This window comes from Streptomyces sp. JLSY215, assembly GCF_059682825.1.
In genome coordinates this window covers 9,048,896-9,062,239 of record NZ_CM185022.1, presented here as the reverse complement: position 1 = coordinate 9,062,239, position 13,344 = coordinate 9,048,896, and the positions used below count along the sequence as shown (strand labels likewise).

Annotated in this window: 14 protein-coding genes and 1 pseudogene; 5 read left to right on the top strand and 10 right to left on the bottom strand. The window is 67.4% G+C overall.

Annotated elements, in window-relative coordinates:
* Positions 1 to 750 (top strand): MFS transporter, encoded by a 750-nt coding sequence (locus AC5677_RS40115; RefSeq protein WP_497192774.1) that lies wholly within the window; start codon positions 1 to 3, stop codon positions 748 to 750.
* A 146-nt stretch (positions 751 to 896) separates the two neighbouring features.
* On the opposite strand, the gene AC5677_RS40110 is transcribed toward AC5677_RS40115, so the two are convergent.
* The 5 genes from AC5677_RS40110 to AC5677_RS40090 form a co-directional block, all read right to left on the bottom strand.
* On the bottom strand, positions 897 to 1,640 hold the full coding sequence (locus tag AC5677_RS40110) for a class I SAM-dependent methyltransferase (protein ID WP_497192773.1): 744 nt from the start codon (positions 1,638 to 1,640) through the stop codon (positions 897 to 899).
* A gap of 180 nt (positions 1,641 to 1,820) precedes the next feature.
* Positions 1,821 to 2,168 carry a hypothetical protein gene (locus tag AC5677_RS40105; RefSeq protein WP_497192772.1) on the bottom strand — a complete coding sequence of 116 codons (348 nt, stop codon included), beginning with the start codon at positions 2,166 to 2,168 and terminating at the stop codon, positions 1,821 to 1,823.
* 265 nt (positions 2,169 to 2,433) lie between these two features.
* Positions 2,434 to 3,198: an SDR family oxidoreductase gene (locus tag AC5677_RS40100; RefSeq protein ID WP_497192771.1), complete on the bottom strand. Its 765-nt coding sequence runs from the start codon at positions 3,196 to 3,198 to the stop codon at positions 2,434 to 2,436.
* A 479-nt stretch (positions 3,199 to 3,677) separates the two neighbouring features.
* The gene (locus tag AC5677_RS40095) at positions 3,678 to 4,247 is read right to left on the bottom strand and encodes an AAA family ATPase (protein ID WP_497192770.1); all 570 of its coding nucleotides are present in this window, start codon (positions 4,245 to 4,247) and stop codon (positions 3,678 to 3,680) included.
* Between the two features lie 1,160 nt (positions 4,248 to 5,407).
* A complete protein-coding gene (locus tag AC5677_RS40090; protein WP_497192769.1) occupies positions 5,408 to 5,983 on the bottom strand; it encodes a hypothetical protein in 576 nt (191 codons plus the stop codon).
* Positions 5,984 to 6,307: 324 nt separating this feature from the next.
* Here AC5677_RS40090 and AC5677_RS40085 point away from each other — a divergent pair, with 324 nt between their 5' ends.
* Positions 6,308 to 6,922 (top strand): hypothetical protein, encoded by a 615-nt coding sequence (locus AC5677_RS40085; RefSeq protein WP_497192768.1) that lies wholly within the window; start codon positions 6,308 to 6,310, stop codon positions 6,920 to 6,922.
* Positions 6,923 to 7,116: 194 nt separating this feature from the next.
* Here AC5677_RS40085 and AC5677_RS40080 read toward each other — a convergent pair whose 3' ends face one another.
* Positions 7,117 to 9,066, bottom strand: coding sequence for a WD40 repeat domain-containing protein (locus AC5677_RS40080; protein WP_497192767.1), 1,950 nt, complete (start codon positions 9,064 to 9,066; stop codon positions 7,117 to 7,119).
* A 330-nt stretch (positions 9,067 to 9,396) separates the two neighbouring features.
* Between AC5677_RS40080 and AC5677_RS40075 the strand changes: the two genes are divergently transcribed.
* Together AC5677_RS40075 and AC5677_RS40070 are read left to right on the top strand one after the other, a co-directional pair.
* Positions 9,397 to 10,053, top strand: a complete 657-nt coding sequence (locus AC5677_RS40075; protein ID WP_497192766.1) for a class I SAM-dependent methyltransferase — start codon at positions 9,397 to 9,399, stop codon at positions 10,051 to 10,053.
* Between the two features lie 500 nt (positions 10,054 to 10,553).
* Complete coding sequence (locus AC5677_RS40070; protein ID WP_497192765.1) at positions 10,554 to 10,766, top strand: hypothetical protein; 213 nt, start codon at positions 10,554 to 10,556, stop codon at positions 10,764 to 10,766.
* 268 nt (positions 10,767 to 11,034) lie between these two features.
* Here AC5677_RS40070 and AC5677_RS40065 read toward each other — a convergent pair whose 3' ends face one another.
* From AC5677_RS40065 to AC5677_RS40055, 3 genes and pseudogenes are all read right to left on the bottom strand, one after another.
* Entirely contained in the window at positions 11,035 to 11,571 is a 537-nt protein-coding gene (locus tag AC5677_RS40065; protein WP_497192764.1) for an SMI1/KNR4 family protein, read from the bottom strand.
* Between the two features lie 90 nt (positions 11,572 to 11,661).
* A pseudogene (locus tag AC5677_RS40060) lies at positions 11,662 to 11,803 on the bottom strand (IS21-like element helper ATPase IstB); the annotation flags it as partial.
* A gap of 72 nt (positions 11,804 to 11,875) precedes the next feature.
* The gene (locus AC5677_RS40055) at positions 11,876 to 12,472 is read right to left on the bottom strand and encodes a cadmium resistance transporter (RefSeq protein WP_497192763.1); all 597 of its coding nucleotides are present in this window, start codon (positions 12,470 to 12,472) and stop codon (positions 11,876 to 11,878) included.
* Positions 12,473 to 12,675: 203 nt separating this feature from the next.
* Here AC5677_RS40055 and AC5677_RS40050 point away from each other — a divergent pair, with 203 nt between their 5' ends.
* Positions 12,676 to 12,957: a hypothetical protein gene (locus tag AC5677_RS40050; RefSeq protein WP_497192762.1), complete on the top strand. Its 282-nt coding sequence runs from the start codon at positions 12,676 to 12,678 to the stop codon at positions 12,955 to 12,957.
* On the opposite strand, the gene AC5677_RS40045 is transcribed toward AC5677_RS40050, so the two are convergent.
* Complete coding sequence (locus tag AC5677_RS40045) at positions 12,938 to 13,309, bottom strand: VOC family protein (protein ID WP_497192761.1); 372 nt, start codon at positions 13,307 to 13,309, stop codon at positions 12,938 to 12,940. The genes AC5677_RS40050 and AC5677_RS40045 overlap by 20 nt on opposite strands.
* Positions 13,310 to 13,344 lie beyond the last annotated feature (35 nt).

Below are 13,344 nucleotides of genomic sequence, written 5' to 3'. Positions count from 1 at the left end.
GTGCTGGTCGTACTGAGCGCGGTCAACGGCGCGGTGTCCGCCGTCTCCATGCCGGCCTCGGCCTCGCTGACGCCGCAGACCGTGCCACCGCAGGAGCTGCGCCCCGCCGACGCCGTGGCACGGATGGGCGTCAACACCGACAGGATCCTTGGCGCCTCGCTCGGCGGCCTGCTCACGGCGGTGTGCAGCCCCGGCTGGGGCATCGTGGCCGACGCGGCCGGTTTCGCGGCGGGCGCGCTCCCGTACCACGGCGTCCGGGTGCAGACCAAGGCCGTCGCATCCGGACGGCCGCTCCGTCCCATCCTCTGGGCGAACTGCGGGAAGGCTGGCAGGAGTTCACTTCACGGGTCTGCGTGTGGACGGTCACGATCCGGTTCTGCGTTCGTCAACGCGGTGGCGGCCGGCGGTATCCAGGTCCTCGGCCCGGCGGTCGCCAGCAGCTACGGCCGTACGGCCTGGGGCCTGGCGCTCGCAACCCAGATGGCGGGCGCGCTCATCGGTGGCTCCCTGGTGGCCAAGCAGGTGTGCGCGCTGACCACTACGGCGGACCGGGCGGCGACCGAGGTGGCGGTCCCACCTCCTGAGGCGGCCGAGGCACCCGGCACCGCTCTTGGCACGGCCCCCGGCCCCGTCCCCGTCCACCGGGAGTCCGGCCCTACTCAGCCAGCCGTGGCGGGTTCCTCGGCCCGGGGGCCCGCGTCGACGCCAGGCGGCAGGAGTCGGTGCCGGTCTCGACGATGCTGCCGTTGAAGGTGAGGTGCAGCGGCCGGCCGGACACCGCCGACGGCATCGCCCTGGCCACCCGGCCCGGTCCGGCCCGCTCCATCGAGTTCAGCGCCGCTTCGAGGGTTTGCGCAGGGCGGAACCGTGCTCAAGACGTCCTGCCAGTTGGCCGGTCAGGCACGGCAGCGCAGCATCTCCAGCGGCGGCTTCGCGAGGAGGTCCGCCCAGAAATCCTCGCCGAATTCACGAATACCGGCTTCGGACACCTGCAGCGGAACCCACTCCACCGCACTGAATCCGGTTGCCCGCAGACACTCCTCGTAGACCTCGCGGCGCGGGGCCGTGGTGACAATGCTGATCGGCTGCGGGTCGAGAAGAGCCGTGACCCGCGCCCGCGGACCCGTCTCGATTTCCTCGCCGGTCGGTTCGCAACGGAACCCGTACTTCTCCAGGGAGAGACAGTCGAACCGGTAGTCGGGCTTCTGGGCGAGCACGAAGAACTCCCCACCCGGCACCAGGCTCCGGTGGATGTTGCGGCACATCCGCTCCATCGCCGCGATGTCCTCGGCGTAGTTGAGGCACTGCACGCCGGTCGCGATGTCGAAGCGCCGGTCGAGAGCCCGCAGTTCGGTCACGTCACCGACCTCGTAGCGCACACCCAACGGGTCACGCCGCTCGATCTCCCGCGCGGCGGCGATCATCTCTACGGAGAGGTCGACACCGAGGACATCCATGGCGCCGCGCCGCTTGAACTCCCTGCTGTAGAAACCGGTGCCGCACGCCAGGTCGAGTACCGACTTGCCGCTCACGTCCCCGACCATCCCCAGAAAGCTCGGCACCTCCCCGTAACGCGTCAGCGGCAAGGCCTTGAACCCCTCGAACGCCTCGCCGATCTCGTCGTACTGCTGCACGCTCACGTGCCGCCCCCTCGTGTGCTTCGTCCTGTACGCGGCCACGCCGGCCCCCTCCGCATTGGGAGGTTCGCCAAGTCGCGGTCGTGGCAGAAAGTCTCCACCGCCCGGTCTGGCCGCCGTACTGGTAGATGACACAGAAAGTTGGCAGGGTCGCCCTCCTATCGCCCAACTCCACCTCAGAAATCATTCATGCCGTCGGCGCGCGCACGGCGCATCGCGTAACCGCCCGCGCTGCTCGCTGCGCGCCTGGCCGACCAGCCAGACCAGCCAGACCAGCCAGACCAGTGGCAGGTACCACATCAGGTCCACCATCGCCCAGATCACCGAGAAGGCGACGAGCGTCGGCAGCGCCGGGGCTCCCTGTGGCACGAACTGCGACAGGAACGACACGGCGAACACGCCCGCCTTGGGATTGGCGACGTCCCCGATCCGCACCAGTACCGCGGCGCCGAAAATCCGCACCGCGTCATAGGCGACCTGCGAGGCCGGCAGCAGACCGGATACCCCCAACGCCGCCGCGAGACCCCCCACAGCAGCACCCCGCACTCATTCCCCAAAACTGTGGCCATTCCCCTTCTGTGGCCATTCATCACCGCTCGGCGCAGGATCGCAGTCGTACTCGGCCCGGGGACCATCGAAATCAGAAATGCCGCACCGCCGAGCGGAACAATGGAACTCCGCATCGGGTCAGCATTCCCGGCGTTCGAGTGCCTCACAAGGCCCTTGTCCGGCTGAAGAATTACGGAAAACCGGAGAGCAGGCATGTCCGAGGGTCGGCGCGGACGCGTTGAGGTTGCTACAGGTTGACGCCGCCGGTGACGTCGATCTTGGTGCCGGTGATCCAGCGGGCGTCGTCGGAGGCCAGGAAGGCGACCGCGTCGGCAATGTCCGGGATCTCGCCGATCCGGCCGAGGGCGGTCAGGCTGATGTTGCGCTCCAGGTTCGCCGGGTCGGCCAGCACTTCGGCGGTCATGTCGGTGCGGGTGAATCCGACGACGACGGAATTCACGGTGATTGCGCGGGGGCCGAGGTGCTTGGCCAGGGTGTGGCCGAACACTTCGAGTGCGCCCTTGGTGAGCGGATATCCAATGCCGTGGGCGGAGGCGATACGGGTGGAGACCGATGAGATGTTGATAATCCGGCCACCGTCGCGCAGTCGTGGCAGCAGCCGCTGGGTGAGGAAGAACGGTGCCTTGATGTTGACCGCGACCATCCGGTCGAACTCCTCAGGGGTGAGAACCTCGATCGGTCGCCCCATGAGGTTGAGTCCCGCATTGTGAACCAGGATGTCGATCGTCGATTCCCCGTGTGCGCGCAGTCCGGCCTCCAGCCCAGTCATGAGCGTGTCCACGTCGTCGGGGACGCCCAGTTCGGCGCCCACGATGAACGCCCGGCCACCGGCCTCGGCGATGGCCGCGGCGGTCTCCTCGGCCGCGGCCTCGTTGCTGCCGTAGTGCACGGCTACCAGAGCGCCGTCCCGGGCCAGGCGTTCGGCGATGCCTCGCCCGATGCCCCGGCTGCTGCCGGTGACCAGTGCGACCTTTCCACTGAGGTTTCCCATGCCCACTCCTTGGTCGTGTTCCGCAGAGTTCCCCACATCTAATTAGGTAAGGCTAGCCTCACTCTCGTTTGCCATCCATTCAGTTGCCGGGGACTGGTGCCCTTCTTGGCCAGGGACGCGCACACCCCTGAGCCAGGTCGGGGACTGGCACGGTGGCTGATGCCCCGTAACCAGTCCCCTCCTGCGCCCCCGTGAGTCAAGTACGCGCGTGCACCGCTCCCGAGGATCAGAAGCAAGAGGACCCGGAGCACACGCGCTCCGGAGCCTCGTAGCGGGTGACGAGGTGACGGTTCTTCATGCCCGGATCTGCCGTCGACCACCCGTGGCAGCGATACCCCGGCCAGGGCCCGCCGCAGCCGGCCGATCTCCAGCCGACCCCGGTTCAGGCCGCCCACAAGGCGCCGTGTCCGCACCCGCACTCGGGTGAGCTTGTGCACTTCGCCTGCGGGCTGTGGCCGCAGCTGAAGAGACCCCTCGCTCTACGCGCCGACGACGAAACGGCCTGCCCGCAGCCCGGCAGCAATCTCCGCAGTGGTCTGCTCCACCGACTGGACGCTCGAATCGACGACATGGCCCTCGAGCTCTGCGACGTTCTCAAATGCTCCGTACAGGCCGGTGATCGGTTCGACGTCCTTCAAGTGCCGGCCTTCGCGCTGGGTGGCCCGCGAAAGCGCCACCTCCAGACTCGGTCGCAGGACGATGTAGGAGAGGCCGAGGCCACGCTGCCGGCACGCGGCGCGGAACGGTTCGAGCATCCACGGCCCCAGGATGCCTTCGAGGATGACGTCATAGCTGCTTGCGTATGCGCATGCAGCATCGATCATCACGTTCTGGACGACCTCGTTCTGACGCTCGGCTTCCGGAAGATACGGCAGGACGAATCCCGAGCGGATCCATACATAGAAGGTGTCGGTGTGCATGTGGACGGTTGGCCATTCAGCCTCCGAGGCCAGATTTGCAGCGACGGTGGATTTTCCAGATCCAGGCGGTCCACCAAGCAGCACCAGCCCGCCGAATTTTGAAGTGCCAGCCGATTCTTGGTTCGACAATTGAAGCTCCTTACGGCGTGAGCGATACCGGCGGAGCTTATCCAGAGGAATTACCGGAAATCCACGCGGCGGAGCAAAGAAATTCCATCAAGGGACCCGCCGGGTGAGCTTTGTCACTTCCGACTGTTCCGAACGGGGTTGCGCTGGGGCTCAGCGGACCGCCGCCCTGCGCATACGCGCCGACCACAGCAGCGCGGACTACCGCCTGCCTGAGCGCCCAGCGCGGTCGCCTGTCGGCGAAGCGGGACTCCGATTGCCTGTACCGATTCGCACCGAGCAACGACTGCGGCTGCGGCTGCGGTAGAGGGGGCGAGGGCGGGGGCGCCAACGCAACAACATGCTTCCGCCCCCGTTCCCGCATTTAGAGCACGCCATTCTTTCGAAGCGCAGAATGGAATAGGGGACGACCGCGACGACCGATTCCGGGCAACAGGGATCCTCGAAGAGACTGCCTTCGCCACCAAGCCGGCCCTGGCCATTACGGTGATCACGTGCGCCCTGGAGGCTCTCGCTCCTGCCGCCTGGGGCGTCGGCGACGAGGTCTACGGGACCATCCCCCACTTGCGCGTGGCTCTGGAAGTCTGCCGCAATGGCTACGCCTTGGCCGCCGCCTGCGATCACCAAGTCCTCATCACGGAGCGGAAGTTCCGTCCCAACACGCCGACCAGGAAGCTGCCCGTGCAGACTTGGCAACAAAGCTCCGCAGACCCCGGGGCGCAGGGCCTGCGCTGCCACCCATGGGCGGGAGTTGAGCTCACCGGCACACAACCTGGTCACCATCAACTGCTGGTCCGCTGTAACTGCCGTACCGGTGACCCCGCTTCTAGCGCTGCTAAGCACCTGGCCCGAGGCCCCTGGCCATGCTGGTGCGCATTGCGGGATCACGATGACGGGTGGAAGAGCTCCCCCCGTCCGGCAAGGGCGTTGCCGGACGGGACGAACAGCAGGTCAAACGGTGGATCTGAGATCCCGCACCTGTTCATCCACGGGACCATCCAGCCCGTTCACGATCCGGACCACCGGCTCCACCGCTCCCACTGGCGACGGCGTCACCGGGCCCGAGCTAGCGAAGCGATGGCCGTTACCGGCCACCAACAACCCGACAACTACGAACCTCAGCGTCCATGGTGAAGTACGAGGCCGGTCCTGCCCGTTCCGGCTCATGCTTCGAAATCGTGGTCCCCGTACTCGACCCAGCCCCGCTCGATCAGCTCGTCCACCAACTCGTCCTCGTCGAGGTCATCAAGGGCATCAAGGTCGTCGAGAGGGCCGTCGCCAAGCATGACGTAGTCACCGTCCTGCGCGATATCACCCACGAGCGGCGGGACGGGAACACTGTCCCAGTCCACAGCGGCCTCAATCCTGTCGTCGAAGTCGCCGGTGGATATTCCGTCGGCAAGCTCCATCCTCACCTTTTCTGGATCATCCGCGCCGTCGGCGTAGCCAGTCGGCTTGCCCGGTCCGCGGAAGGTGATGTCCGGGTAGCCGTCGACTCGGATCGTGATGAAGGGGTGAAGATCGATCGAACGTACTCGTTCGCCCCGCTGATACACGTCCAGGGTCAGATCAGCACCGTGGCCGTAGTTGAACAGCAGCCATACGTTGCTGGACTCCGCGAGTTCGGAGTCCAAAGCGGCCACGGCCTCGTCGAGACTGCCGCAGATGAAGTGCGCGTCCTTCCTGGCTCCGCCGGGAGGCACGCCAAACGCCAGGTCGTAAAAGCTCTTAGGCACCATGTTCGGAAGCCTACGTAACGGGACTGACAATCGGCTTCCGCCGCAGGGCCAGCGCCGTGACCGTAGCCCCGCCACGGCCACCGACCCCGGGCTGGAGTGCGGTTGGGCGGGTTGGAGCCTGCCGGTCCCGCGCCAGGACGGTCCGCGCGTTGCACGAGCGGCATGTCACGGGCCGGTGCCAGCGCCTCTGCCGATCTGCCGATCTGCCGAGGGCGCCTCACGCTGAGTCTTGGAGATCACGCAGGATACGTTCGAGCAGATCCGGCTCGAAGCCCGGCACCGCCTTGAGCCGGCCAAGGGTCCGGCTGAACGTGAGGAAGCACCTTGATCTCTGACTACCAGCAGCAATTGCGAGAACGGTTCCTCACCGTCTCCGAGACGTCTCCGCCCTCTCCCTGGCATCCGGTCCTGAGTCGGCGAAACCCCATTGGCGGCCTGCTCGGCATCGGCTTCGGCGTCGCTCCTGACACCGGCCACGACCTGGTCATGGTGGTCTCGGCCAACGGGCACGGACTCTTCGACGGCGTCACCGGAGAAAAGATAGCCAGGGATCGCGACCCCGATCTTGACGGCAGCACCCCGGACGCGGTGCCCGACCTCTCATGCCCTGGACTCGGGCCGCTCGCCGGGACCCGAGTGCGCATCGCCGGACTCTTCGGAGGCGGCCTCCACACCACCACTTCCGACGGCTGGAGCCTGGAAGTCGTCAGCCCCGAATGGCCTCACCACCGGGTTCTGCTCTCCACGGACGGAGGAATGCCGCACAGCGGACCGCATGGCGAACGCTGGTGGCACATCTTCGACTCCCACTACTCGGAACTACGCACCGCAGGTTTCTCGCCGTCCGGACGCACCTTGGCGGTCGCCACAAGCAGCGATCTCAGCCTCTGGACGCGCCGAACTGCCGATGCAGGACCCGCGGGTAACACCAGCGCATGACACACCAGGACCTCGCCATGACGCCGAACGAGGAAACGTCGGCGTAGGGGGCTGCACACAACGCCCTCTCACCGGAGATGCCTTCCGCCTTCCTGGTCGGGGACACGGATTGGTCGCCTCCAGCCACCCCTTCGGGCCCTGGGCAGCGGGAACCCGCACCCCCAGGCTTCAGTGACAGGTGCCTGTCCGGCCGTCTACCTGACGGCTCGTCGCAGTGTCTGGGCGTCCGGTGACGTCGTCCGGAGATGGGCGAGCGCGGTTGCCGCGTCCGGCCAGATGTCGAACCGGCCCCAGCGGAGCGGCAAGGCGAAGCGCCGGTCGACGATCCAGGCCACCCGTGCTTCGATGTCGGCGCGGCGGTCGGGTGGCCCGATCGCCGTGTCCGGTTCGACGGGCAGGCACCAGGTGTGATCGTCGAGCGCAAGGATCCGGCCGTCGAAGTGGTCGTAGACATAATCCGGATGGAGTGGCAGCTCGGCGTCCGCTTCCCGAAGAAACGCATGGTCGCCCACGATTTCGTCCCTGTCGGCCCGCAGGAACCGCAGGATTTTCTCGCCCACCGCGACGATCACGTTGTCAACGCTCCACAGCACGCCTTGCGTACCGGCCGGGGCGACCAGCGTGCGCAGTCGCCGCGGCTCGCCGTCGCCCAACGACCAGACCTCGATGTGCCCCGCTGCCGTGAGGACAGCTCCCCGGTCTCCGGACGGCGCCCATGCCCATACCGCGAAGTCCTTGTTCTCGCGGGCCGGCGATGTCTCCGCGGGGGTGACGGCCAGTCGGTGGGTGAGCCGCCCGTCGTCGTAGACCGCCACGCCGGGCTCGGCCGCCTCCTCGCTCAGTACGGCGGCGAGCCGGGCCCTGTCACCGCGCATGCCCCAATGCAGCGACAGGTCCCAGCGCGAACCGGCGGTCGGTGCGGGATCGGTGACCGGGTGGCCAGTGGCCGCGTCGCGGAAGTGCAGCAGCCCGTTGTGGATATGGGCGAGGAACCGTCCGTCCGGGCTCCACTCGGCAAGCCAGGAGACCCTTGTGCACCAGAGTGGGGCGCCCGTGGAGACGTCGACGACGAAAGCTTCGGAGCGGTTGGCGACGTACAGCCGGCTTCCGTCGGGGGACCAGGCAGGCGACTGGTCGACCCAGAGCTCCTCCCCGAAGGATTCCCGGACGCTCGCCGGCACGGGTCCCTTGGCCAGGATGTGCTCGTGCGGCACCTCGGCTTCCTCAGCCAGCCAGAACAGGACGCCGTGCTCCAGCGGGGGGAGGCAGCCCTGCACACCGGCCGGGTCGCTGTTGCCCGTCGCGACGTAAGCGCTGTGCCCATCGGGATGCAGCGCCCAGGCCGGCGGGCGGGAGGCGCCGTTGGTCACCTGGGCCTCCGCGCGTGGCTCGAAGGACTCGCCGAACGGGTCCCACACGCCGATCGCGTTGGTGCGGAAGGCCATGCCCAGGTGCAGGCCGTCGGCCGACCACTGCATGGTGCGCGCATGGCCGTCCCAGCCGATGCCGCCGTCGATCCGCTTCAGGACGTTGACGCACTGCCCGGTCGCGACCTCCCAGACCTGCGCGGTGCCGCTTTCGCCCTCGCCCCAGTCGCCGGTGACCAGATGGCTGCCGGAAGGGCTGAGCGCCAATGCGGTGATCGGCGACCGGTGTCCGTACGGGCGGCTCAGCATCGTGCCCCGCTTGCGGATCATGTCCGTGGCCAGTCGGTGCGCCGGGGTGACACCGTGCTTGCCTTCGAGGTCCGTCAGCCGAGCCCGCAGCGGCGGGAGGTCCCGGGCCGGCACGAACGCCGACCAGTCGGCGTCCCTGAGCATCTCTTCCAGCTCCGCCGGGCCGGCCGTGGCAAGTGCTGCGGGGTGGATGAAAGGGGCTGGTGGCTCAGGGGTCCGGCTCAGCGGCTCCTCAAGCTCCGCGAGCGCCGCGAGGAGGGCCGCTTCGTCGTACCTCGGTATGCCTATGGCGTACGCCTCGCTGCCCTTGTCGCTCGATGTCTCCTGCCCTATGAAGATCGCAGCCGTCGAGGGCGTGAGCTCGTCCGTTACGTGCACGCCCGCGGCTTCCAGACGTCGCTCGGCCTCGCCCGGTCCGAGGGCGTGGAAGGTGCCGGCGAGCGCGATATCACGGCCTTTCAGGTTCATGAGGCGAGACTACTGGCCGGCACTGACATCGCCCTGACTCCGTAACTCCTAACTCGTAACTCCCTGGCTGCGTGACTCCCTGGCTCCCTGGCTCCCTGGCTCCCTTGTAGAGAGGACGGATCTGGAGGCGCGGCGCGGCGCGGCACAGCGCGAGCAGCGGCACGTCACCCGGCCACCGGGGCCGGCCAATTCCGCCGTCCCCGCTCGATGGGCCGCCGCCCTCACGGGAGGCAGGTAGCCCCTCTCATCCCATCGGGGCGTCTACGCAGCAGAACCCAGTCGTTTGCCATCAAGGGGACACCGTCACCAGGATCTTGATGGAATGGCGGTATGACGCCATTGCCGGACTCCGTCCTCCGGGGCCTTGAGCGGTTCAACGCCGCTCACCCTTGGGACCATAACGCCCACTACCACCGCTGGATCCTGCGACAACTCCCCCGGCGTTTCGACAGCGCCCTGGACGTCGGCTCCGGCAGTGGCGACCTGGCCAGGCTGTTGGCCCGGCGCGCCGGCGTGGTGCACGCTATCGACTCCGACCCGGAGATCGTCGCCAAGGCACAGGAGCTCACCCCTCCGGCCACTCCCGTCACCTTCACCGCTACAGACGCGCTGACCGGGATACCCGCAGACGCCTATGACGTCATCACGTGCGTCGCCGCGGTCCACCATCTGCCGTTCACCGACGCTCTCACCGCCTTCCGCCAGCACCTGGCGCCCGGCGGAACCCTCGTGATTCTTGGGTTGTCGCGCCCGACGACTCCAGGCGACCACCTGCTGGGAGCCGTTGCCATGCCGCTCAACGCCACCACGGGCTGGCTCAAGAACAGGGGCCGCACAGCACCTCGTCCGGCCTCGATGACGGCCCGGACCCGACCAGCGGAGATGAGCTTCCCCGACATCATCCGCGAGGCGCATGCGGTCCTGCCCGGCGCACGACTGCGCCGTCGGCTGTTCTGGCGCTACACACTCGTATGGCATCGTCGTTGAGTGGCATCGTCGATGAGCGACAACGCCGTTGAGTGGCAATGCCGTTGAACGGCATCGCTGTTGATCAGCCGCTCCGTACCACGCAATCCAGCCCTCCTCGTTCATTACTGCTTGAAGTGAACGAAGCCAAATGGCGCTCTGCCCGGCCCACCGGTCCGATCTACCTCGTGGGGCCAGAACGCGTCGGACGCATCGACCGGCGCACAAGACCTGTCTGGATGATCAAGCCAGGCACCAGCCCCTCCCCCGCCTGGGCAGGGAGTTTGTGCCCGGCGGTGGGCTCGAACCAAAGGTCCGCTTGACGTCAGCAGCGTCGGTGGAGGGTGGCCCGCCGGAGTTGTCGCTGTGCCGTTGACGAACTCTGTCTTCCGACGGGTCGGCTACCTTCACTGCCCGGCCCCGGCACCGGCACCGGCACCGGGGCATTCCGCCCGATCAAGTCCGCCGGTGGTGCCGAAATTACAAAGCAACCGGGTAGTTGTTGGCGGCACCCTGGAGCCATGAGTCGCTCGAAGTTCTACGACAACTGGCACGCCGATCTCCCCGGCCTCACCGTCGAGCAGCTGCGTGAGCGCCGAGCTTTTGCTGCCCAGCGCGCTCAGGACGCCGTAGCGCGGCGCATGGGCCGTAACCCCAAGGCCGCCCGTGACTGGCGCAAGAAGCTCTCCGCAGTGGAGGACGAGCTCCTGCGGCGGGGCATCGAGGATGCGTAGTCACGAGCATCTGCCGCCATGCGGTCCGTGGCTGTGCCTATGAGTTGTCCCATGACCACCAGCTACGGCACACCCCTCAGACGCGTCTGCACGCCGCGTTCACAGGCCCGGTTGGCTTCCTTGATCTCCGGGAACAGCGTGTGGCGACCGGTTCCGAAGGCAGTTGGTGATCACTTGGCTCACGGATCTGGGTCACGGATCCGGCTCACGGATCTCGATGAGAAACGACGGCACTGTCGTGTCCGCGAACGTGAGACAGCAGGCCCCGTCAGAGCGGCTGGCCATCGAAGGGGTCGCCGGAGCCGGGCTTGAACGTCGTGCCGAGGTCGTACTGCGCGATCCCGAAAGGTTGAAAATCGGCATCGGCAAGGACGCGGTAGAGGAATTCAGAGGTGGACATGTCGTACCGGTTCCAGGCGCCGCCGTCATCGGACCGTGCAAGGACGGGGTAATCGCCCGGCCGCTCGGCATCGATCAGCCAGCAGTACTCGTCGGCCCATTCGGTGGAGCCCCACTCAACCAGCCCCTTGCCGCCCGGCGCGTAGATCGTATAGGGATCGACAGCGGAGACGTTCCCGAACTTGCTGTCCTGGTCGACCGACAGGGAGACCCGCCACTGTGTCAGGAAGTCGAACGAGACGCCCTCGTCGCGCCCCAGAAAGTAGACGGAATCACTGAAGACTCCGCCGCCGAACGCCTCGTAGAGCTCCTTGTAGTCCGCCGGCAGCGGAACCCCCAGCTCTCCCTCGATCGCCGCCCAGTCGACGGAGATCCCGAGTGGCTCCCACCCGGTCAGTTCGATCACTCGCTCTACCCACATGCAACAATCTTTTAGCACTGGTTTTCGTTCCGATGTTCCTCACCCCCTCGTTGCTCACGTCAAGATCGGCAGCGCGATGCGGAGGCGATCGACGCAGCCGTAGCGGGCGATCGTCTGGTTCGGCTGGTTCTCGTCGGCGGGTCGCGGCCGGCTCGTTGACCAGCTTCGTCGCGAGCGTGTAGTGGACGCGGTAGCCCTTCATCGCGGCCTCGGTGCCCGGTCGACGCCCTTCTCGCCCTCCTTCAGCAGCTGACAGCGATCAGGAGCCGGGTCGCCGGGGCGGCCGTCCTTACAAGCCGAAAGCGCCGCCCTCGACGAGGATGAGCAGGCCGATGGCGATCAAGACCAGGGGCAGCAGGATGTGGCCCCACCGGCTGAGCGCCTTGGCGATGACGGGCCGGGTGGCGAAGAACCGGCCCGCGAAGCACCACACGCCCACCAGGATCAGGAAGACGATCGCGTACACGCTCATGCCGCCGACGCCGGTGGTGGCGAAGACGGGGACGTAGACGCCGATGTTGTCGCCTCCGTTGGCGAAGGTCACCGCCGCGACCTCCAGGGCCTTCGGGCCGCTACCCGTGGCCTCCTGCTCGTCGTCCTCATCGTCTCGGTGCTTCCACGCCTGCCAGGCCGCTTTGAGGCCGAGTGCGAGGGGCAGCAGCCCGAGGTAGGGGATGACCGCCTCGGGCAGAAAAGTGGCGCCGAATGCGGCGGAGACGGCGACGACGAGGATGGCGGCGAAGCCGAGGTACTGGCCGATGACGATCCGGCGGGCGGCGCCATGGTGTCCGGCGCCCTGGGCGAAGAACAGGGACAGAATGAGGATGTCGTCAATGTTGGTGACGGCGAACAGCCCGGCAGCCTGTCCGATGATGCCCAGGTTCACAGGCGGATCTTCCTCTCGCGCGGTTGCCCGGTGACAGTACCCGGCCGGCGTTACCCCGGTGCTTCCCGGGTGAGCGCCTCTGGCGACCGTGAGAACAGGTGCGTCGAACTCATCGCACCGCTCGTCGAGCCGCGCGCCCCAAGCGCCCCGAACAGGGCGCCGACCACATGCGCCCAGCTCGCGAGACCTGGCATGACCAGGTCATGAAGCTCCCAACTATCGCCCAGGACACGGCCGATGAGACCGTGGCGTTCAACGAGGAGCCGGCCGAGCGGCTGGGGGCTCTGGCGCCGAAGAGTTACGAGGTCAACGAGCCGGCGACGTTGCGCCGCGGCCTTGGGATCGTCCCCGATCCCATCCTGGTCGAGGAGGCAGTCGACCGGACCATCCCTGGCCGGGACGGCACCTCGGCCCCGCCGGCCCACGGACCGGGGAGAGCCGGCGGAGCCGGATCGGCGGTCGCGGTCAGCCTCCGTGTGCGGTGAGCGTGTAGCCCTCTGGGCCCTCGAAGGAAAACATCGGCCCGAAGGGGCTGTTCGCCATCGGGGTGAGGATCTTGATCCCGGCGGCCGCGAGTTGGTCGTGGAGCTGGTGAGCGTCGGAAGTCCGGAACCAGAGCACCACGCCGAGGCCGGGTCGTGCGGCGTCGGCAAGGTCGATGCCCGGGAGGAGCTCGCGGACGGCGAACGGGGTCGGCTTGGTGTCGAACACGACCGCATGCGGCGGTGAGACCGCGGCCCGGCGCAGGCCCAGATGCCGCTCACAGAAGGCGGCCGCGGCGTCCACATCACGGACTTGCAGGGCAACGAAGTCAGGGCCGTCGATGGCTACAGGCACGAGTACTTCCTCCATTCGTATGTCAAAACATTGAC